21 protein-coding genes are annotated in these 19,188 nt (G+C 70.2%); 8 read left to right on the top strand and 13 right to left on the bottom strand.

Going from position 1 to position 19,188, the window contains the following annotated elements; genetic code table 11:
• Positions 1-113 precede the first annotated feature (113 nt).
• Together uvrB and ACZ60T_RS16450 are read right to left on the bottom strand one after the other, a co-directional pair.
• A complete protein-coding gene (uvrB, locus tag ACZ60T_RS16455; protein ID WP_469666466.1) occupies positions 114-2,246 on the bottom strand; it encodes an excinuclease ABC subunit UvrB in 2,133 nt (710 codons plus the stop codon).
• Between the two features lie 40 nt (positions 2,247-2,286).
• Positions 2,287-3,156 (bottom strand): MHYT domain-containing protein, encoded by an 870-nt coding sequence (locus tag ACZ60T_RS16450; RefSeq protein ID WP_365620560.1) that lies wholly within the window; start codon positions 3,154-3,156, stop codon positions 2,287-2,289.
• A 278-nt stretch (positions 3,157-3,434) separates the two neighbouring features.
• Here ACZ60T_RS16450 and ACZ60T_RS16445 point away from each other — a divergent pair, with 278 nt between their 5' ends.
• Positions 3,435-4,307, top strand: coding sequence for a glycerophosphodiester phosphodiesterase (locus ACZ60T_RS16445; protein ID WP_365620557.1), 873 nt, complete (start codon positions 3,435-3,437; stop codon positions 4,305-4,307).
• A gap of 73 nt (positions 4,308-4,380) precedes the next feature.
• Positions 4,381-4,935, top strand: a complete 555-nt coding sequence (locus ACZ60T_RS16440; RefSeq protein WP_469666465.1) for a methylated-DNA--[protein]-cysteine S-methyltransferase — start codon at positions 4,381-4,383, stop codon at positions 4,933-4,935.
• 19 nt (positions 4,936-4,954) lie between these two features.
• On the opposite strand, the gene ACZ60T_RS16435 is transcribed toward ACZ60T_RS16440, so the two are convergent.
• From ACZ60T_RS16435 to ACZ60T_RS16425, 3 genes are all read right to left on the bottom strand, one after another.
• Complete coding sequence (locus ACZ60T_RS16435; RefSeq protein WP_365620552.1) at positions 4,955-5,317, bottom strand: cupin domain-containing protein; 363 nt, start codon at positions 5,315-5,317, stop codon at positions 4,955-4,957.
• A gap of 68 nt (positions 5,318-5,385) precedes the next feature.
• Positions 5,386-5,820 carry a VOC family protein gene (locus tag ACZ60T_RS16430; RefSeq protein WP_469666463.1) on the bottom strand — a complete coding sequence of 145 codons (435 nt, stop codon included), beginning with the start codon at positions 5,818-5,820 and terminating at the stop codon, positions 5,386-5,388.
• Positions 5,821-5,912: 92 nt separating this feature from the next.
• Positions 5,913-6,707: a class I SAM-dependent methyltransferase gene (locus ACZ60T_RS16425; RefSeq protein WP_469666462.1), complete on the bottom strand. Its 795-nt coding sequence runs from the start codon at positions 6,705-6,707 to the stop codon at positions 5,913-5,915.
• 184 nt (positions 6,708-6,891) lie between these two features.
• Here ACZ60T_RS16425 and ACZ60T_RS16420 point away from each other — a divergent pair, with 184 nt between their 5' ends.
• Positions 6,892-8,016, top strand: coding sequence for a magnesium and cobalt transport protein CorA (locus tag ACZ60T_RS16420; protein ID WP_365620544.1), 1,125 nt, complete (start codon positions 6,892-6,894; stop codon positions 8,014-8,016).
• Between the two features lie 150 nt (positions 8,017-8,166).
• On the opposite strand, the gene ACZ60T_RS16415 is transcribed toward ACZ60T_RS16420, so the two are convergent.
• A complete protein-coding gene (locus ACZ60T_RS16415; RefSeq protein WP_365620541.1) occupies positions 8,167-8,595 on the bottom strand; it encodes a CBS domain-containing protein in 429 nt (142 codons plus the stop codon).
• A gap of 126 nt (positions 8,596-8,721) precedes the next feature.
• A complete protein-coding gene (locus ACZ60T_RS16410) occupies positions 8,722-9,363 on the bottom strand; it encodes a nucleoside/nucleotide kinase family protein (protein WP_469666592.1) in 642 nt (213 codons plus the stop codon).
• Between the two features lie 142 nt (positions 9,364-9,505).
• On the opposite strand from ACZ60T_RS16410, the gene ACZ60T_RS16405 reads away from it, so the two are divergent.
• The 3 genes from ACZ60T_RS16405 (at position 9,506) to ACZ60T_RS16395 (ending at position 12,434) form a co-directional block, all read left to right on the top strand.
• Entirely contained in the window at positions 9,506-10,195 is a 690-nt protein-coding gene (locus ACZ60T_RS16405; RefSeq protein ID WP_469666460.1) for a DUF2293 domain-containing protein, read from the top strand.
• A gap of 149 nt (positions 10,196-10,344) precedes the next feature.
• Complete coding sequence (locus tag ACZ60T_RS16400) at positions 10,345-10,824, top strand: anthrone oxygenase family protein (protein ID WP_252421858.1); 480 nt, start codon at positions 10,345-10,347, stop codon at positions 10,822-10,824.
• A 119-nt stretch (positions 10,825-10,943) separates the two neighbouring features.
• Entirely contained in the window at positions 10,944-12,434 is a 1,491-nt protein-coding gene (locus ACZ60T_RS16395) for a glutamate synthase subunit beta (RefSeq protein WP_469666459.1), read from the top strand.
• 154 nt (positions 12,435-12,588) lie between these two features.
• Here ACZ60T_RS16395 and ACZ60T_RS16390 read toward each other — a convergent pair whose 3' ends face one another.
• From ACZ60T_RS16390 to ACZ60T_RS16380, 3 genes are all read right to left on the bottom strand, one after another.
• Positions 12,589-13,404, bottom strand: coding sequence for an SAM-dependent methyltransferase (locus tag ACZ60T_RS16390; protein ID WP_469666458.1), 816 nt, complete (start codon positions 13,402-13,404; stop codon positions 12,589-12,591).
• 99 nt (positions 13,405-13,503) lie between these two features.
• The gene (locus tag ACZ60T_RS16385; protein ID WP_365620528.1) at positions 13,504-13,758 is read right to left on the bottom strand and encodes a DUF397 domain-containing protein; all 255 of its coding nucleotides are present in this window, start codon (positions 13,756-13,758) and stop codon (positions 13,504-13,506) included.
• A complete protein-coding gene (locus ACZ60T_RS16380; protein ID WP_252421864.1) occupies positions 13,759-14,619 on the bottom strand; it encodes a helix-turn-helix domain-containing protein in 861 nt (286 codons plus the stop codon).
• Positions 14,620-14,905: 286 nt separating this feature from the next.
• Between ACZ60T_RS16380 and ACZ60T_RS16375 the strand changes: the two genes are divergently transcribed.
• Together ACZ60T_RS16375 and ACZ60T_RS16370 are read left to right on the top strand one after the other, a co-directional pair.
• The gene (locus ACZ60T_RS16375; RefSeq protein WP_469666457.1) at positions 14,906-15,868 is read left to right on the top strand and encodes an ATP-binding protein; all 963 of its coding nucleotides are present in this window, start codon (positions 14,906-14,908) and stop codon (positions 15,866-15,868) included.
• A 5-nt stretch (positions 15,869-15,873) separates the two neighbouring features.
• Entirely contained in the window at positions 15,874-16,317 is a 444-nt protein-coding gene (locus ACZ60T_RS16370) for a hypothetical protein (RefSeq protein ID WP_252421866.1), read from the top strand.
• Between the two features lie 68 nt (positions 16,318-16,385).
• On the opposite strand, the gene ACZ60T_RS16365 is transcribed toward ACZ60T_RS16370, so the two are convergent.
• From ACZ60T_RS16365 to ACZ60T_RS16355, 3 genes are all read right to left on the bottom strand, one after another.
• Positions 16,386-17,069 (bottom strand): DUF899 domain-containing protein, encoded by a 684-nt coding sequence (locus tag ACZ60T_RS16365; RefSeq protein WP_469666456.1) that lies wholly within the window; start codon positions 17,067-17,069, stop codon positions 16,386-16,388.
• A gap of 528 nt (positions 17,070-17,597) precedes the next feature.
• Entirely contained in the window at positions 17,598-18,329 is a 732-nt protein-coding gene (locus tag ACZ60T_RS16360; protein ID WP_365620512.1) for a DUF7873 family protein, read from the bottom strand.
• Between the two features lie 41 nt (positions 18,330-18,370).
• Positions 18,371-19,171 carry a nucleotidyltransferase domain-containing protein gene (locus tag ACZ60T_RS16355; protein ID WP_469666454.1) on the bottom strand — a complete coding sequence of 267 codons (801 nt, stop codon included), beginning with the start codon at positions 19,169-19,171 and terminating at the stop codon, positions 18,371-18,373.
• Positions 19,172-19,188: the final 17 nt, after the last annotated feature.

Raw genomic sequence — 19,188 nt, 5'->3', positions numbered from 1 at the left:
ACTCCGCGGCTATCAGAACCCTACGCAGCGGCACTGACAGTGCCGAACCCCGGCCCGTGCATTGTGGCGTTCTTGCAACACACCGCATGCGCCTTCGGGATCCGGCCGCGTCGTCAGGCCAGGCCCGCTTCCTTCATCTGGCGCAGTTCCTTCTTCATCTCGGAGACCTCGTCGCGCAGCCGTGCCGCGATCTCGAACTGCAGGTCCGCCGCGGCGGCGCGCATCCGTTCCGTCAACTCCTCGATCTGCCCGGCGAGTTCGGCCGCCGGACGGTCGGTCGGGACCGTCTCCTTGGCCTTCGTGTCCTTGCCGCCCTTGGCCGCCCTGCCGCTGCCCGCGGGCACGGGGGCCTTGGCGCCCTTGGTGTCCTTCGCCTTGCGGTACCCGGTACCGAGCAATTGCTCCGTGTCGATGTCCTCGCGGGCGATCTGCGCCACGATGTCGTTGATCTTCTTGCGGAGCGGCTGCGGATCGATGCCGTTCGCGGTGTTGTACGCGACCTGCTTCTCACGGCGGCGGTTGGTCTCGTCGATGGCCTTCTCCATCGCCGGGGTGATCTTGTCGGCGTACATGTGGACCTGCCCGGAGACATTGCGCGCGGCCCGGCCGATGGTCTGGATCAGCGAGGTGCCCGAGCGCAGGAAGCCTTCCTTGTCGGCGTCGAGGATCGCCACGAGGGAGACCTCGGGCAGGTCGAGGCCCTCGCGGAGGAGGTTGATGCCGACCAGGACGTCGTACTCACCGGAGCGCAGCTCACGCAGCAGCTCCACGCGGCGCAGGGTGTCCACGTCGCTGTGCAGATAGCGCACCTGGATGCCCAGTTCGAGGAAGTAGTCGGTGAGGTCCTCGGCCATCTTCTTGGTGAGGGTGGTGACCAGGACGCGCTCGTCCTTCTCGGTGCGCTTGCGGATCTCGTGCACCAGGTCGTCGATCTGGCCCTCGGTGGGCTTGACCACGACCTCGGGATCGATCAGGCCGGTGGGGCGGATGATCTGCTCGACCTGGCCGTCCGAGCGCGAGAGTTCGTACTGTCCGGGGGTCGCCGAGAGGTACACCGTCTGACCGATGCGCTCCTGGAACTCCTCCCACTTCAGCGGACGGTTGTCCAGGGCGGAGGGCAACCGGAAGCCGTGCTCCACGAGGGTGCGCTTACGGGAGGCGTCGCCCTCGTACATCGCGCCGATCTGGGGCACGGTCACGTGCGACTCGTCGATGACGAGCAGGAAGTCGTCCGGGAAGTAGTCGAGCAGGGTGTTCGGCGGGGAGCCGGGCGCACGGTCGTCGAAGTGCATCGAGTAGTTCTCCACGCCCGAGCACGTGCCGATCTGGCGGAGCATCTCGATGTCGTAGGTCGTCCGCATCCTCAGGCGCTGCTCCTCCAGGAGCTTGCCCTGCTTCTTCAGCTCGGCCAGGCGCTGGTCCAGCTCCTGCTCGATGCCTCTGACGGCTCGGTCCATGCGCTCGGGTCCCGCGATGTAGTGGGAGGCCGGGAAGACGTAGAGCTGCTGGTCGTCGCTGATGACCTCGCCGGTGAGCGGGTGGAGCGTGGAGAGGGCCTCGATCTCGTCACCGAACATCTCGATGCGGACGGCCAGCTCCTCGTAGACCGGGAAGATCTCGATGGTGTCGCCGCGCACCCGGAACGTTCCGCGCGCGAACGCCACGTCGTTGCGCGTGTACTGGATGTCGACGAAGCGGCGCAGCAGCTCGTCGCGGTCGATCTCGTCGCCGACGTTGAGGTTGACCATACGGTCCACGTACTCCTGGGGAGTACCGAGGCCGTAGATGCAGGAGACCGAGGCGACCACGACGACGTCCCGGCGGGTGAGCAGCGAGTTGGTCGCGGAGTGGCGCAGCCGCTCCACCTCCTCGTTGATCGAGGAGTCCTTCTCGATGTAGGTGTCCGACTGCGGGACGTATGCCTCGGGTTGGTAGTAGTCGTAGTACGAGACGAAGTACTCGACGGCGTTGTTCGGCAACAGCTCGCGGAACTCGTTGGCCAACTGGGCGGCCAGCGTCTTGTTCGGCGCCATCACCAGGGTGGGGCGCTGGAGCTTCTCGATCATCCACGCGGTGGTGGCGGACTTGCCGGTGCCGGTCGCGCCGAGCAGGACGACGTCCTTCTCTCCCGCGCGGATGCGCTGCTCCAGCTCGGCGATGGCCGTGGGCTGGTCACCGCTCGGCCGATAGGGACTGACGACCTCGAAGGGCGCCACCGTGCGTTCGATCTGTGAAACGGGCCGCATGTCATCCACCGTACGGCGCCGCACTGACAACGGGGACGGATCACCGGCTCTGCGGGGTGCGCACGCGCCGGGGCGCAGTGCGCCGACGGGCTCGGGACACCGGGCGCCGTCCGCCGTGGGTGGCCTCGGGATGGGCCGGGACACCGGGCTTGCGCTCCACGGGGGTCCAGGCGGGCTTGCCCATGACCATCAGCGGGTCGAACAGCACGACGACGCCGGCCAGGCACAGGAAGGCGAGCGGGCCGATCATCAGCGGGGCGAGCAGGGCGGCGGGCGAGTCGCCGCCGGGGGCGTCGGCGGCGACGGTGTGCAGGTGGACGCTGACGGCGGCCATGCCCGTGTAGTGCATCCCGCTGACGGCAAGGCCCATGAGGAGGCTCGCGCCGACGCTCCACAGGAACCCGCGGATCTGCCCGGCCGCCCACAGAGCGGCGGTGGCGCACGCGACCGCGACGGCCACGGAGACGGCGACGGTGGCGGTGTTGTACTCGAGTACACCGTTCAGGCGCATCCCGGCCATGCCCAGGTAGTGCATCGAGGCGATCCCCAGTCCGGTGATCGTGCCGCCGGTGAAGAGCGCCACCCCGGTGGCTCCCCGGTAGCCGACGATGAAGACGCCGATACCGACCATGAGGACGGCGACGCCGAGACCGGCGAACATGATCGCCCGGTCGTAGTGGACAGCGGTCTGTTCGACGCTGAACCCCGCCATGGCGACGAAGTGCGTGGTCCATATGCCGGACCCGATCGCGGCCGAGCCGAGGGCGAGCCAGCCGGCCCGCCAGGAGTGGGTGACCAGCATCGATCTGGTGACGCAGCGCAGACCGAGCGCGCCGCCGAGACAGGCCATGAGGTACGCCACCACCGGTGTGACGAGTCCGTATCTGAAGCCGTCGACCGTGCCTTGCATGCGCGGCGCCCTTCCCACCCTGATGCGTCTCTGCATTCCGGAACTGCCCCCGTCCCCAGGACCGTGAGGACGGTCAGGGTTGTCGAGAGAGTATGACCCCCACCGGAATGGTCGAATGATTTTCCGGCAAAGAATCACGCCCCCGCCCCACACGTGCGGCGCCTGTGCGCAGTTTTGGGTAACTCCGGGCAAATCCGTGGCCGCTTCTCCCCGGCTCCGTTTGACTCTCTGCTGTCACCCTGATGCTGAACGTCATCGTTCTGACGCAAGGAGTACGCATGCACGCGCGCGTTGTCGTCGTCGCGACCATCGCGGTCTTCGGGCTCGGTGTCGGCCTGCTGCCGACGCCCCCCGCGGGTGCCGCGGGCGGTGACGGTCTGGTGGTCGTCGCCCATCGCGGCGCCTCCGCGTACGCGCCCGAGAACACCCTGGCCGCCGTCGACCGGGCCGCCGCCATGGGGATCGGCTGGGTCGAGAACGACGTGCAGCGCACCAAGGACGGTCGGCTCGTCGTCATGCACGACGACACGCTGGAGCGCACGACCGACGTCAAGCGCGTGTTCCCGCACCGGGCGCCCTGGCGGGTGAAGGACTTCACCGCCGCGGAGATCGCCCGCCTGGACGCCGGCCGCTGGTTCGGCACCCGGTACGCACGCACGCGCGTACCGACGCTGCGGCAGTACATGGAGCGGTTGTCGCGCCACCATCAGAAGCTCGTCCTGGAGATCAAGAGCCCCGAGCTGTATCCGGGTATCGAGCGCGACACCCTCAAGCTGCTGGCCGACGAGGGCTGGCTCGACGCCGAACACCTCAGGAACCGGCTGGTCGTCCAGAGCTTCAGCGCCGCCAGTGTGCGGAGGGTCCACGCCCTCCGGCCGGGGATCAGGACCGCGTTCCTGGGTACGCCCAAGGCGGCGGAACTCCCGGCATACGCACGGTTCGCCGATCAGATCAACGCGGCGTACCCGAAGCTCTCGGCCCGCTACGTCTCCGCGCTGCACGCGGTCCGCGGCCCGCACGGCAAACCGCTGAAGGTCTGCGCCTGGACCGTCAACACCGCGAACGACGCCCGCCGCGTGGCCGGGTTCGGGGTGGACGGCATCATCACGAACGCCCCCGATGTGGTGCGCGCGGCCGTCAGTTCCCCTTGAGCCGGGCGTGCGCAGCGGGGTGCGGACGCACAGCACCGACGGCGTTGTCAGTGCCGCGCCGTACGGTGGGCGCATGGACAGTCATGGGCAGTACGAGCAGCAGGTGGTGTGGACCGTCACCGCCACGGACATCGGTCCGCTGCTGCTGGCCGCCACGCGCGACGGCCTGGTGAACGTGGTGTTCCACGCGACGGACGCCGTGCGCGACAGAGCGCTGGAGCGGCTGGCGTCCCGGCTCGGCGCGGAGCCCGTGGAGGACCCGGGGTCCCCGCTGCTGGCCGAGGGGATACGTCAGGTGGTGGCGTACTTCGCAGGTGAGCGCCGCGACTTCACGCTCCCGCTGGACTGGTCCCTGATCGCCGGGTTCAACCGCCAGGTGCTGCGCGAACTGGCGTCCGGAGTGCCCTACGGCACGGTGGTGGGGTACGGCGACCTGGCCGACCGGGTCGGGCAGCCGGGCGCGGCTCAGGCCGTGGGCGCGGCGATGGGCGCGAACCCGCTGCCGGTGGTGGTGCCGTGCCACCGGGTGGTCGAGAGCGACGGTGGCATCGGCGGGTTCGGGGGCGGGCTGGAGACCAAGCGGAGGCTGCTGGCGCTGGAAGGGGTGCTGCCGGAGCCGCTGTTCTGAGCCCGCGGGCCCGGGGCGCTCAGAGACTGATGTGGTACGCCTTGCGGAGCGTCTCGTGGACCGTCCAGGTCGTACGGTCGCCCTCACGCAGGATCGCCACGTCACCCGGACCGACCTCCAGGACGTCACCACCCTCGACCTCGACGGTGGCGCGACCGCTGACCACCACGAAGAGTTCGTTCGCCTCGGTGTCGGTGACGACACCGGGCGTGATCTGCCAGATGCCGCGCACCTGCTTGCCGTCGGCGGACTCCCAGAGCACCTTGCCGGTCACGACCGGGTCCCCGGAGACGATCTGCGCCGGGTCGAGCGGCTCCGGCTCCAGTTCGGCGTCAGGGATGTGCACGGCGAAGGACGGGGCGGTCTGCGTGTGTGTCGTCATGGCCGGCCACCTTAGCCGCAGGTCCTCGCCGCTCACCGCCCGGGTACGGCCGGCGCCGCGGAGGCCCGTTACGCGTAGTGGCGTGCCTCGATGACGTTCCCGTCCGGGTCGCGGAAGTAGAAGCTGCGCCGGGCCGGACCACGGGCGCCGAAGGAGTCGTACGAGAGGTCCGAGACGGGAACGGCCCGGTCCTCAAGGCGGGTTCTGAGGGCCTCGAAGCCATCTCCGCTCAGGGCCAGACACACATGGTTGACCGGGTGCCCGGCGCTCTCGGCGGCTCCGGGAAGCATCCTCATGCCCTCCATGAGGGAGCGCGGGGCGAGGTCGAGGATGGACTCCTCGTTGATCCGGACCGAGGGGAACGGCGCCTTGCCCGCGGCGAATTCATCGACCCGGAGGGGCTCCAGGCCGACCGTCTCCTCGTAGAAGCCCGCGGCGGCGACCGGGTCCCGCACCCACAGGACGACATGATCGAGAACGAGGCGTGGCGTGGTGTTGGTCATGCCTCCAGGCTGATGCCGTCTTCCCCGGGCGCGCAAGGTCGCCGGGGTCGCGCCGAAGCGCCCTGCTCCCGCCCGGCCGCTGCCGTGCCCCGCTACTCCTTGCGCCCCCATGCCGAGATCATCGGCGCCATCGCCAAGTCCATGGTGCCGGAGGCGACATGGGACAAGTGCTGGTCGATCTCCTCGTCCGTGGTAAGGCCCGCGGCGACGAGCCGGTCCCGGACCTGACGGATCGTGGCGGCCTCGAGGGCCGAACAAGCCGGTGAGGCGACGGGGAAGGAAGCGTCGGCCGCCACGTCGCGCAGGCCCGCCTCGCGGAGCAGACGCGGGAGCCTGCGGCCGTACGAGAGGTCGGCGCCGCGGTCGGCGAGGAGCTTGCGGAAGCCGGTGCGCAGGCGGTTGGCGAGCCGCTGCTCGGGGCCGTACTCGTCCGGGCAGGCGAGCGGCTGGAGTGCCGGGTCGGCGTCCTCGATCAGCAGCCGACCGCCGGGCCGCAGTGCCTTGATCATCGATCGCAGCGCCCGCTCCCGGTCCGGTACGTGGACGAGGACGAGCCGGGCGTGGACGAGGTCGAACCCCTCCTCCGGCGGTTCCTCCGCTCCCACGTCATGGGTGCGGATATCGATCGGAGGGCGGGCGGCGGCCACGGCCCACGAGGTGTCGATGTCGGTCGCGAGGACCGTGCCGGTCGGTCCGACCTTCTCGGCCAGCCAGGAGATGACGGAGGTGCCACCGGCGCCGACTTCCCAGCAGCGCCCGCCGGGTCCGATGCCGAGATCCTCGATGTGGCGGAACGTCGTGGCGTCGAAGAGCGTGGACAGCGCGTCGAACCGGTTGCCCGCCTCGGTCTGCTGGTTGTCGAGGAGATACCCGTCGGATCGTGTCATATGGGGATCATCCCAGGAATCGTCGCGCGGCCCAAGGAGAGGGTCTCTCCACGCCCGTACGACCTCGCACAGCGGAGCGGAACCTTCCGTTCCCACAGGCTTTCCCGAGGCTCGGGCCGGGCTGGCAGACTGATTTGCGGCGGCGCGGAACGCGGCGCGAGGAGATCCACGCAAGGAGATCCAGATGTCCATGGCAGGGAATCTGCGGAAGGTCGCGGGCCTCGGCACGGTCGGCGGCCTCCGCAAGGTGGCACGGTTGGCGCGGCGTCGCACACGCGTCGACCTGAGCCACCCCGCCCGGTCACCGCTGGGCTCCGCGGTGGTCAACTGCGTGACGTACCAGGACGGTGTGCGCGTCGGCGGCGGTGATCTGGTCAGGGCGATCGAGCGGGTCCGCAGGAGTGGCGAGGGCTTCGTCTGGCTCGGGTTGAACGAGCCGACGCAGCACGAGTTCGCGGACATCGCCGAACTCCTCGACCTGCATCCGCTGGCGGTCGAGGACGCGGTGGAGGCGCACCAGCGCCCGAAGCTGGAGCGTTACGGAGACACGCTGTTCGCGGTCCTCAAGACCGTCTGCTACGTGGAGCACAAGGAGTTGACCGCGACGAGCGAAGTGGTGAACACCGGCGAGATCATGGTGTTCCTCGGCGCCGACTTCGTCGTCACGGTGCGGCACGGCCGGCATGGGTCGCTCGGTCCGCTGCGGGAGGAACTGGAGGCCGTCCCGCGCCAGTTGGCCAAAGGGCCCGCCGCGGTGCTGCACGCGATCGCCGACCGCGTGGTGGACGAGTATCTGAGCGTCACGGACGCCATGCAGGCGGACATCGACCAGGTCGAGACGGATGTGTTCACGGAGAACGGCGCGCGCCTGGATCCGGGCCGCATCTACCAGCTCAAGCGTGAACTGCTGGAGCTGAAGCGGGCGGTGGTGCCGCTGGATCGCCCTGTCCAGGAGCTGGCGACCCGGCCGATCCGGGGGATCGCCCCGGAGATACAGGCGTACTTCCGCGATGTCTCCGACCATCTGCAACGGGCCATCGAGCAGATAGCCGCCTTCGACGAGCTGCTCAACTCGATCCTGCAAGCGCACCTCGCGCAGGTGAGCGTCGCGCAGAACGAGGACATGCGGAAGATCACGGCCTGGGCCTCGCTGATCGCGGTACCCACCATGGTCACCGGCATGTACGGCATGAACTTCGACCACATGCCGGAGCTGCGTTGGAGGTTCGGCTACCCGCTGGTTCTGGGCGTGATAGCCGTCGCCTGTCTCGTTCTGTACCGGGGGTTCAAGCGCAACGGCTGGTTGTGATCCCGGCGCGCCCCTCCCCGGGTGCGTACGGCGCTCCTGGCCTGTGGTGGTCGACGGCTGCCGGCCGGGCGGGGCGGTGTCGACGGCTGCCGGGCCGGGCGGGCGGTCGCGCGTCCGGCCGGGCAGGGAGCGGTCGGCAAGCGGACGCGGTCAGCGCGTGGCGCTCTTCGCGTAGACGCTTTCGACCCATTCGGCGATCTGACCCTCCGTCAGATGCTCCGCCAGGTCGGCTTCGCTGATCATGCCGACGAGGCGCTTGTTCTCGATGACGGGAAGCCTGCGGATCTGGTGCCCTTCCATTTCCGTGAGCACCTCGCCGATGTCGGCGTCCGAGTCGATCCAGCGCGGCGTGCCCTGGGCCATCTCGCCCGCGGTGATACGCGAGGGGTCGTGGCCCATGGCCACACAGCCCACCACGATGTCCCGGTCGGTGAGGATGCCACAGAGCCGTTCGTTCTCGTCACTGATGGGCAGCGCACCGACGTTGAGTTCGCGCATCAGTTGGGCGGCGCGGTCCAGGGTCTCGTGAGCGGGGATCCACTGGGCACCGCGGTGCATGATTTCTCCGGCGGTGGTCATGAACTACCTCCTGGGCCCGGAAGGCCGGCGCGGCACGGGACGCACCGCATGTCCCGACGCCCTTCATTCTCTCCGTGTCATGAGGGGAACGCACCCGGAGCGCTGCGGGACGGGAGCCTCGCGGGCTCAGCCGCTCCAGGCGGGGTGGCGCGGGTCGTCCGCGCGGATCAGTACGTCGGCGGTGGCGCCCGGATCCGTCTCGGTCTCGTAGCGCTCGAAGGCGGGGAGGGTCCAGTGCTCGGGCTCGGGGGCGTGTCGGCGCAGGGCGCCGGGCGAGAGCCGTACATGGACGCTCAGATCAAAGGGGAACCAATGTCGCAGCAGGAGAGGACCATGGAGCAACAGGAGGCCGCTGGGCGGGAGTTGGACGTAGGGGCTGCGGGTGGCGCGGTCGGTGAGCGGGTCCCGGAGGTCGGGCAGGACACGGCCGTCGCCGCCTGGTTCGAGGGGGCCGAAGACCTCGCGCCACAGGGCGCTGGTGTCGAGCCATCCGTCGTAGTAGGCGTCGGGGTCGCGATGGCCGTGCTCGAAGCGCAGGGAGGCCGGGCGCAGGAAGCCCTCGGCGCCGACGACGAGAGAGGAGCGGCCCCGTATCCGCAGTGCGTCGGACACGCGCCGGGCGAGGTCGCCGGGGCGTGCGGCCGGGGCGCCGTCGAAGGCGATGCGCGGCCAGGGGCTGCCGTCGTCGGGGCTCAGGTCGAGCAGCCGGTCGGCGAGGAGGTCGCCGAGCCGTTCCCAGGTGATCGCTTCGAGTCGCACACGGCCCATGATGCCGTGCCCCGACGGCGGACCCGCGGCGCGGCCGGTGAGGCTGCGCGCGGGAAGGCCGACGTGCGGCGGAGCAGGCGGCACGGACGGTCCGGCCGGGGCCGCCGCGGTCGTCGCGCCGTGGAACGGGAAGGAAGCGGTCATGACACCGGCCCCAACTCCCTCTCCGCTCCGCGGACTTCTCGTGTACCGGCCGATCCGGCGGCGGCACTGCGCCGCGTGCCGGAGGGGGCCGTTGTCCCTGCTGGTACGGGAGCAGGGAGCACCGCGGTGTCTGGACTGCGCGGACCTCGGTCATCTGGTGTTCCTGCCGCGGGGCGACACCGCGCTGACCCGGCGCTCGCAGCAGGCGAGTGCGTTGTGGGCGGTGGTGGTGCGGTTCGACCGGCGCCGCGGCCGGTACGAACGGCAGGGGGTTCTCGTCGAGGAGGCGGCGCTCGCGCTGGCCGAGGAGCAGTGCCAGGCGGACGCGGAGGCGCGACGCGGACGACGGATACGGGACGCCCGGCGGCGGGCGGCGCAGGACACGCGGTTCACGGAGGCGTTCGCGCGCGAGGTCCGGCGGCTGTTTCCCGGGTGCCCGGCGGAGCGGGCGCGGGCGATCGCGGCGCATACGTCGGTGCGCGGCAGCGGGCGGGTCGGGCGCAGCGCGGCGGGCCGGGCGCTGTCGCCGGAAGCGGTGAGCGCGGCGGTGCGGGCGTCCGTACGGCACCTGGAGACGCCGTACGACCGGCTGCTCATGGACGGGGTGCCACGGCCGGCGGCGCGGCGGCGCATCGCGGAGGGGGTGGAGAGCGTGATGCGGGAGTGGAGGCTCCATGAGGCGTCGTGAGGCCGGGCCGCGCGGGCACGGCGGACATGCTGTGCGCATGCGTTCCTCCGGCGCGCGCATGGACATCGGCCCCGTACGCGGCTTCGCTGGTGATCGTGCGCTGAGACCGGAAGGATCTCGGGGGTCGAAGGATCGAAACGGGGGTTCAGATGATCGAAGGGCCGTACTTCACGCTGACCGTGCTGGGGGCACTCGGAACGGGGCTGATGGCGGGGGTGTTCTGCGCGTTCTCGACGTTCGTGATGAGGGGGCTCGGTTCGTTGCCGCCGACCAAGGCGGTCGCGGCGATGAACGCGATCAACCGAGCGGCGCCGAGACCGGCGTTCATGATCGTGTTCGTGGGGTCGGCGGTGCTGTGCGCCGTGCTCGCGGTGGTGACGTTCGTGGTGTGGCCCGAGGGCGCCACGGTCGAACTGCTCGTGGGGAGCGGCCTGTATCTGATAGGCGCCTTCGGGGTCACCGTCACGGCGAACGTGCCCCGCAACGCCGCGCTGCTGAAGCTGGAGCCCGGTTCCGAGGAGGCGAACGCCTACTGGCGCACGTACCTGCGCGAGTGGACGGTGTGGAACCACGTCCGCATGGTCGCGTCGGCGGGTGCGACGCTGTCCTACGTCCTCGCCCTCACCTGAGCCGCTGAGCCGCAGTCGCGCGCGGTCGTGGTCGCACTCGCGCTCGCGCTCGCGTCGTAGCGCGGCACGAGTCGTATCGTGGCACGAACAGACCCCTACGCGTACGCAAGGGGAAGGCCATGGCCGATCCCAAGGGTTTCCTGACCACACCCCGCGAGGAATGGCCCCGCCGCCCCGTCGAGGAACGGGTGCACGACTGGGACGAGGTGTACGTCCCGGGTGCGCTGCTGCCGATCATCAGCCGTCAGGCGAACCGGTGCATGGACTGCGGGGTTCCCTTCTGCCACGCGGCCTGCCCGCTCGGGAACCTGATCCCCGAGTGGAACGGCCTGGTCTCGCGTGAGGACTGGCGGGCGGCGAGCGAGCGGCTGCACGCCACGAACAACTTCCCGGAGTTCACGGGGCGGTTGTGCCCCGCGCCGTGCGAGGCGGGGTGCGTGCTGGCCATCGACCAGCCCGCGGTCACCATCAAGAACGTCGAGGTGGCGATCGCGGACCGGGCCTGGGAGGAGGGGTTCGCGCCGCCGTGTGCGCCGGAGCGGCTGTCGGGGCGGACCGTCGCCGTCGTCGGGTCGGGTCCGGCCGGGCTCGCGGCGGCCCAGCAGCTCACGCGCGCCGGGCACACGGTGGCGGTGTACGAGCGCGCGGACCGCCTCGGGGGCCTCCTGCGCTACGGGATACCGGCGTTCAAGATGGAGAAGCGGCATCTCGACCGGCGGCTGCGGCAGATGCGTGCCGAGGGGACGAAGTTCCGTACGTCGACGACCATCGGAAGGGACATAGGAGCCGAGGAACTGCGGGCGCGCTACGACGCCGTGGTGATCGCGACGGGCGCCACCGCCTGGCGTGACCTGGACGTGCCGGGGCGGGAGTTGGCCGGGATCCAGCAGGCGATGGAGTATCTGCCGCTGGCCGACCGGGTGTGCGAGGGGGACCTGGAGGTCTCGCCGTTGTCGGCGGTCGGCAAGCATGTCGTGATCGTGGGCGGCGGGGACACCGGCGCGGACTGTCTGGGCACCGCGGTGCGCGAGGGCGCCGCGTCCGTGACCCAGCTCGACATCTACCCGCAGCCGGAGGCGGAACGGGACGAGGTCGGCGAGCCGTGGCCGACGTATCCGAAGGTCTACCGGCTCTCCGCCGCGCACGAGGAGGCGCGTGATCTGCGGACGGCGCCCGCGGCGGACGCGGACGCCAGGCTCTTCGCGGCGTCCACGCTCCGCTTCACGGGGGACGCGGACGGGCATGTGCGGGAGCTGCATCTGGTGGAGGTGGACGAACGGCGTCGGCCGCTGCCGGGCTCCGCGCGGACACTTCCCGCCGACCTCGTGCTGCTCGCGCTCGGGTTCTCCGGGCCGGACCGCGCGGACGGTCTGATCGACCAGCTCGGGCTCGCGCTCGACCCGCGCGGAACGATCGCGCGCGACGAGGACTTCGGGACGAACGTCCCGGGTGTGTACGCCGCCGGGGATGCCGCGCGCGGGCAGTCGCTGATCGTCTGGGCGATCGCGGAGGGGCGGGCCGCGGCCGCGGCGGTGGACCGACGGCTGATGGGCGGGGTCTCGCACCTGCCTGCGCCGATCGGGCCGTACGACCGGCCGATGAGGGTGTAGCACGGCCGTACAGCCGGGCGAAGAGCGTGTGGCGCGACCGTATGACCGGCCGGAGAACGTGGCGCGGCCGTACGGGACCCGTCACGCGGTCGTGCGGGACCCGTCACTATGGGCCTTCGAGCTTTCGGGCCTTCGAGCTTTCGCTGTCCGGGAACTACGGCGTGCGGGCCACCGCCCCGTAGCCGGGAATGACTCCGTCGTCCTGGCCGGGAACCGGCTCGCCTAGCTCCGGGTGCCACCGGTGGACCACCTCGACGCCGGGTGCGACGAGGTCGAGTCCGTGGAAGAAGCGGGCGAACTCGTCGCGGGAGCGCAGCGCCAGCGTGATCCCCGCCGCCCTGAGCTTCTCGGTCGCCGCCGCGGACACCTCGGGGGTGAAGTCGGCCGTGGCGTGGGTCATCACCAGATAGCTGCCGGAGGGCAGTTCGGCCAGCAGCCGCTCGACCAGTTCGTGCGCGCCCTCCTCGTCGGAGACGAAGTGCAGCAGCGCGACGAGGGAGAGCGCCACGGGGCGACCGAAGTCCAGGACCCGCTTGGCCCCCTCGACCACGGCGGCCGGGTCGCGCACGTCGGCCTGTAGATACTCGGTCGCACCCTCGGGGGTACCGCGCAGCAGGGCCTCCGCATGAGCCAGCACGATCGGGTCGTTGTCGCAGTAGACGACGCGCGCGTCGGGGGCGACCTCCTGGGCGATCTGGTGAAGGTTCGGCTCGGTCGGGATGCCCGTGCCGATGTCGAGGAACTGACGCACTCCGTTCCGGGCCAGCCAGCGCGTGGCCCGGTGCATGAACGCGCGGTTGACCCGCGCCATCACCGGCACCCTCGGGTCGAGGGCCAGCATCTGCCGACCCATCTCCTCGTCGACGGGGTAGTTGTCCTTACCGCCGAGGTACCAGTCATACATCCGTGCGGGGTGCGGTGTACTCGTGTCGATGACGACCGCGTCCTGGTCGGAACCCTGCCCGGTCATAGAGAACTCCGTAATCCTCTGGGGAAGTCGAGGAAGTCGATGATCAAGTCAAAGCCAAGGTGATGGTGCGGATAACAAGTTCGCTCAGCAGCAAGGGAGTTACGAGAGCAGGAAGTCGGCCTCCCCTGCCTTGGCCCCCTGGATGAACGCGGTCATCTCGTCGGAGGTGTAGATCAGCGCGGGCCCGTCCGGGTCGGTGGACTGGCGGACGGCGATCCGTCCGTCGGCGAGCTTCATCGCCTCCAGGCAGTTGCCGCCGTTGCCCCCGCTCCACGGCTTGTGCCAGCCCTCGCTGCCCAGTTCACGGGCGGGCATGCCGTTGTAGACGCGTTTGCGCGGCGTGATGCGATCCATTTACAGCTCCTTGCGGAGATCCTCCAGGATCTCCTTCGTGCGTTGTGCCGTAGCGGCCTGAGCCGCCATGCGGTCCATGACCTCGAGGTGGGTCGCCACCTCGGCGCGCGCGTCCAGATAGACGGCACCGGTCAGGTACTCGCTGTAGACCATGTCCGGCAGTTCTGACATGGCAAATCGAAACAGGACGAAAGGTCCGTAGGTGCCCGGATGCGGACCCGAGGAGAACTCGAGTACCTGGAGCGTCACATGGGGCAGTTCGGTGACTTCCAGCAGCCGTTCGACCTGGGCGCGCATGACCTCTGGGCCGACAACGGGGCGGCGCAGCACGGTCTCGTCCATCACGGCCCAGATACGGGGCGCGTCCGCACGCGTGAGCAACTCCTGGCGCTGCATGCGCAGCGCGACATGCCGCTCGATGTCCTCGGGCCTGGTCTGCCCGATGGCACCCGACGTCAGGACACCCCTGGCGTACGCGTCGGTCTGCATGATGCCGGGCACGAAGTGGGGCTCGTACTGGCGGATGAGCGTGGCGGCGCCCTCCAGGCTGACGTACATCGAGAACCAGCCCGGCAGGATGTCGTGGAACCGCTGCCACCAGCCCGGCTTGTTGGCGTCCTCGGCGAGCTGGACGAAGGCCTCCGCCTCCTCCTCGCCCACCCCGTACGACTTCAACAGGAGTTGAAGGTAGGGGATCTTGAGGGCGACCTCGGCCATCTCCATACGGCGCACCGTGGCGGGGGCGACCCGCAGGACGCGCGCGGCCTCCTCACGCTTGAGTCCGGCACGTTCACGCAGGTCCAGCAGGCGCCGTCCGAGAACGACCTGGCCGACCGTCGGCGCCGACCGCGGCTCACTCATCTCGCGCCTCCTCCCTTCCTCCGTTGCCTGACCAACCTCCGGCGCCCCGGCAGCCAAGACGGCGCCGTTCGAACCCTTTTCGCACCGTTCCGCGTCCGCGTTCGATTTCGACCGGCGGGCCCTCGACGGGGCCCCGGACGCGAAGTCCGTACCTCAGATCCCAACTGGCGCCGCTCGGCGTGCTGTTGCGAGCAGTGTGCCACGGCGATTCTCGAAGTCACACTGCACTCTGCAATTTTCAGAGTGACTCTTGCCAAGTGTCCACGCCGGGGCGATAGTGGCAAGCGTGATTCCGTCCGCGCCGTTAGGAACAGATGCCGCCGCAGACCGGTTCGACCCGGCCGGCGCCACAGGGCTGCGCCCTGGCGTCGCACTGCGTCGATTCCGCTTCGAGCTGGCCGCCCACCCGCAGTCCGTCGCACGGGCCCGGCAACTGACGCGTGCCCGGCTGACCGGATGGTCGGTAGGCGAGGACGCGTGCGACACGGCGACCCTGATCGTGTCCGAACTGGTCACCAACGCGATCGTGCACACCGCCGGAGCCTCCGTCGTCTGCGAGTTGCAGGACGAGGGGGACGTGGTGCGCATAGCGGTACGTGACGAGGGATGCGCTCCGGGCGAGCCGCACCCCGTACCGCAGCGATGCGAGGAGGAACACGGCCGAGGGCTGCTTCTCGTCGAGGCCCTGTCCCTGGCCTGGGGAACCCAGAAGGCGGGGGTCGGACTGCTGGTCTGGGCGGAGCTGGCGCGGGCGACCGATCAACGGACGACCGGCCAGCGGACGCCTGGTCTACGGACCACCGACCAGCAGACGACCGATCGGCAGACGACCGGCCAACGGACGACCGACCAGCGGGCAACCGAGCACCGGACGACTGGGCTACGGGCTACTGACCAGCGGGCAACCGACCGACGAACGGCCGATCAGCGGACAACCGGCCAACGGACTACCGACCAGCGGGCAACCGAGCACCGGACGACTGGGCTACGGGCTACTGACCAGCGGGCAACCGACCGACGGACGGCCGATCAGCGGGCAACCGGCCAACGGACTACCGACCAGCGGGCGACCGGCGAGTGTTCCATCCCGGCGCAGCCGTCCCGGGACCTGTCGTGTTCCGGCGACAGGTCCCGGGCGATCGAGGCCGCCCCGGCACGCTACGACCTCGGCTGGAGCGCGAAGAAGCCCCCGGCGGACGGCCAGGGATCCCGGACCGACGCGTCCTGGACCGGAACCGAATGGGTGTGAGGGACATGCGGTCGGCCACAGGAGTCCCCGGCACCACGGCCGTGACCCTGAACTCACTGGTCCGTCTCGGCCGGACCCGCCGGGCGTCCGGACCGGCCCGGCGGCTCCCTCTGCCCGAGGACATGGCGGTGCCGCTCGGCTGCGACGCGGTGGCCGTGCCCGCGGACTACGGGCCGCTGCTGCTGCCCCGGCTGCCACGGGTCGGGTGTGTGTTCGCCGACCGGGCCGAGTGGTGGTGGATCGTGCCGTCCGACTCGGACATGGCCCTCGACTGGCCCGAGCCCGCGCGGTACGCCCCCGGTGCCCTCGTCCCGGACACGCCGATCCTTCCCGGGCTCATCCACCGGCCGCACGACACCATGCCGTACACCCCGCCGATCCCGCTCTATCTCACCCTGTGCCGGATCACGGGCACACCGCCGACGTGGTCGCGCCCGATCAGCGCCTGAGCGTCTCGGTTCCGGGATGCGCCCAGCCCCCCCGTACTCAAAACCCGTACTAATACTCGTCACCCGTCCTAGTACTCGTCGTGGAAGCGGATCGACGCGCTGCCCGCGGGTGCGCCCAGGGTCGACGCCCGTCCTCGGGGCTGCTCCCACTCCTCCTGCCGTCCCAGGGCCGTGAGGTCGAGCAGGCTGGTGGTGGAGCCGAGTCCGTCGAGGCCGCGCTCGTACGTCGAGTAGGTGTGGAAGACCCGGTCGTGGTCCCGTACGAAGCAGCTCACACCGGGACGCTCGACCGACTCGCCCGCGCGGTCCACGGTCACCTGGAAGTCGTGGTTGAAGGGGGTGCCGTGGGACGAGTACCAGGGCATCGTCCAGCCCAGACGTGCCTTGAAGGGCAGGATCCGGGTGTACGGGGCGCGTGACACGACGGCGAACGACGTCCCGCGCGCGTGCAGATGCGCGAGATGCCCGATCTGGTCCAGGAACGCCGCGCAACTGCGGCAGCCCTCGTCCCATTCGGGCGCGAACATGTAGTGGTACACCACGAGTTGGTGCCGCCCCTCGAAGGCGTCGAGGAGAGTGGCCTTGCCGTCGCCGCCCTCGAACACGTACTCCGTGTCGACCTCGACCATCGGCAGCCGCCGCCGCTCGGCGTTGATCGCGTCACGCGCGTGTGTGGCCGCCTTCTCCTTGGCGAGCAGTGCCTCGCGCTCGGCCCGCCACTCCTCGCGCGAGACGATCTCCGGAAGCTTCATCACCCCTCCATGGAAGTCCGTTCTCAGGGGTGGACTGCCAGGGGAAGTAGAACTCATCGCTCGCGCGCGGGATTTCACACCGCGCGATGCCGTGGGCCCCTGCTCGGGTCCGGCGGGGGTGCTCCCGGAACGGGAGCGGGCCCGAGGGCGTAGCCGGCCCCCGGGCCCCAGGAGTGCCGCCATGTGGCACGCCGGCACGCTTGAGAACCCAGGTCAGTCGTTATGCCGCCGCGTCCTGCCTTTGGACCACCGCGCATCGAGCTGCGCGGGCTGGACTTGAACCAGCATCTCGGCGTACTGGGGCCTGGGCCCGGTCGATCCGGCGCTCGGCGGCGAATACTGAGTCTGGAGCAATAGTCTGAGATTGATCGCGGTCTGCCTCTGCCATTGGGCTACCGCGGCCGGAAGATGTGCCGCGGGGAGGGGTCGAACCTCCACTGGAACCGCGTCGTCACGACAAGCTTCAGCTTCAGCTTGCGCTCCTCGCGCACCCCGGCCGGCCTTGTGGCGGCCGGGGAGTTCTTGAGGCTACCCGAACAGGTAGCCGAACACGGCGTCCCCGACCCGCTGGTCGACGACGTCCGCGCCGTTCGCCTCCTCACGGGCGAACTTGACGGCCTGCTGGAGCTTCTCGACCCGGTCGAGCAGCTCGTTCACACGCCGCGCGGGCAGGGCACCGGAGAACTTCACCGTGGTCCAGTACCCGACAGGCACGTCCTCGTAGTACACCTCGACCTGGGCCGGGTGCTTCTCGGTGGCCTCCGCCTTCACATGGTTGCGGGGCACCTTCTTCGTCCGCAGCGTCCGCACCGGCTCGGTCTTCCACGCGTCGGTGGACGGGTCCTGCGTCCAGGACTCGGAGGCGTCGAGGATCGGCAGCTTGCGGACGAAGGTGTTGAGGTCGACGAGCTGCTTCTCCAGGAAGAGCAGATACGCCACGGGGACATCGGCGACGAGCACGCGCCCGTCCACCTTCACATCCGCCTTCGCCGTGCAGTTGGCCCAGTCCTTCGTGGCGGTCACGTCGAACAGCCGCGTGAGCGTCGCCGCGGTCTGCCGCAGTACGTCCTCGGCCTGTACCTGAACCCGCGTGGATTCGGACGGTAGTTGCTCGCCCTCCTCGTCCTTCGGCTGGTACGTCCGCGAGATCCCGGCGAGCAACGCGGGCTTCTGCAAGCCGTGGTGGGCGGCCGTCAGGTCCTGATGGCTCTTGGACTTGATGCCCTTCTCGACTGCGATGATCTGATTGAGTTTCGCCACGTCGCAGACCGTAGCAATGCGAAGGCCGAGGTTTCGAACGATTATCGGTCCGCGATCGCGCGTGTGGCGGAGAGGGCGTCCTCGAAGAGGTCCTCCGCCGACGCGAGCGCCCGCGCGAGCGTCTCGGGGCGGGCCGTCAGCTCCGTCACGATCCCGTCGACGCGCCGCAGCCCCGCCCGCTCCAGCAGCCGCTTCTCGTTGGTCACCCATTCCCCGCGCGCCGCGAGCACGGCGTGGCCTGCGTGCGTGGCGGCCGTGGCAAGGGCTCCGGCGACCTCGGTGAGGCGGCCCTGCGGGGCGTGCTGGGCCTTCGCGTACGCGAGGGTGGCGCGGGCCGTGCCGTACCAGCGTTCGGGCGCGGAGGCGCGCAGCTTCTCCGGGTACGTCCGCGGGCGCGGGAGCGTGCCTCGCAGTACGCGGTTGACGGCGAGTTCGGCCACCAGCAGATACGTGGGGATACCGGCGAGGTGGAAGAGCAGCGGCTCCACCTGGAAGCGGCCTTCCGCCGCCTCCGCCATCTGGTGTTCCACGACGTCGAGATCGCGGTAGTGGACGTCGACGCGGCGGTCCTCGACGGTCAGCCAGGCGCCGCCGTTGAAGACTCCGCCGCCCCAGCCGCCGATCTCCGAGACCTCGCCGGGCCAGCCGACGGCCCGCAGGTCGGCGGGGTCGAACTCCGGGCCCCGGTAGTAGACGGCCAGATCCCAGTCGCTGTCCGGGCCGTGCGTGCCCTGCGCCCGGGAGCCGCCGAGAGCGACGGCGCACACCCCGGGAAGAGCGGCAAGCCGGTCCCTGACGCCCGCCAGGAACACCTCGTCATCCGTACTCGTCGTCCCGCCCATCGCCCGTCCTCCGCCTC

This window comes from Streptomyces sp. NPDC104371 (genome assembly GCF_055583785.1).
The sequence above is the reverse complement of the archived record's forward strand: the minus strand, read 5'-3'. Positions and strand labels throughout refer to the sequence as shown.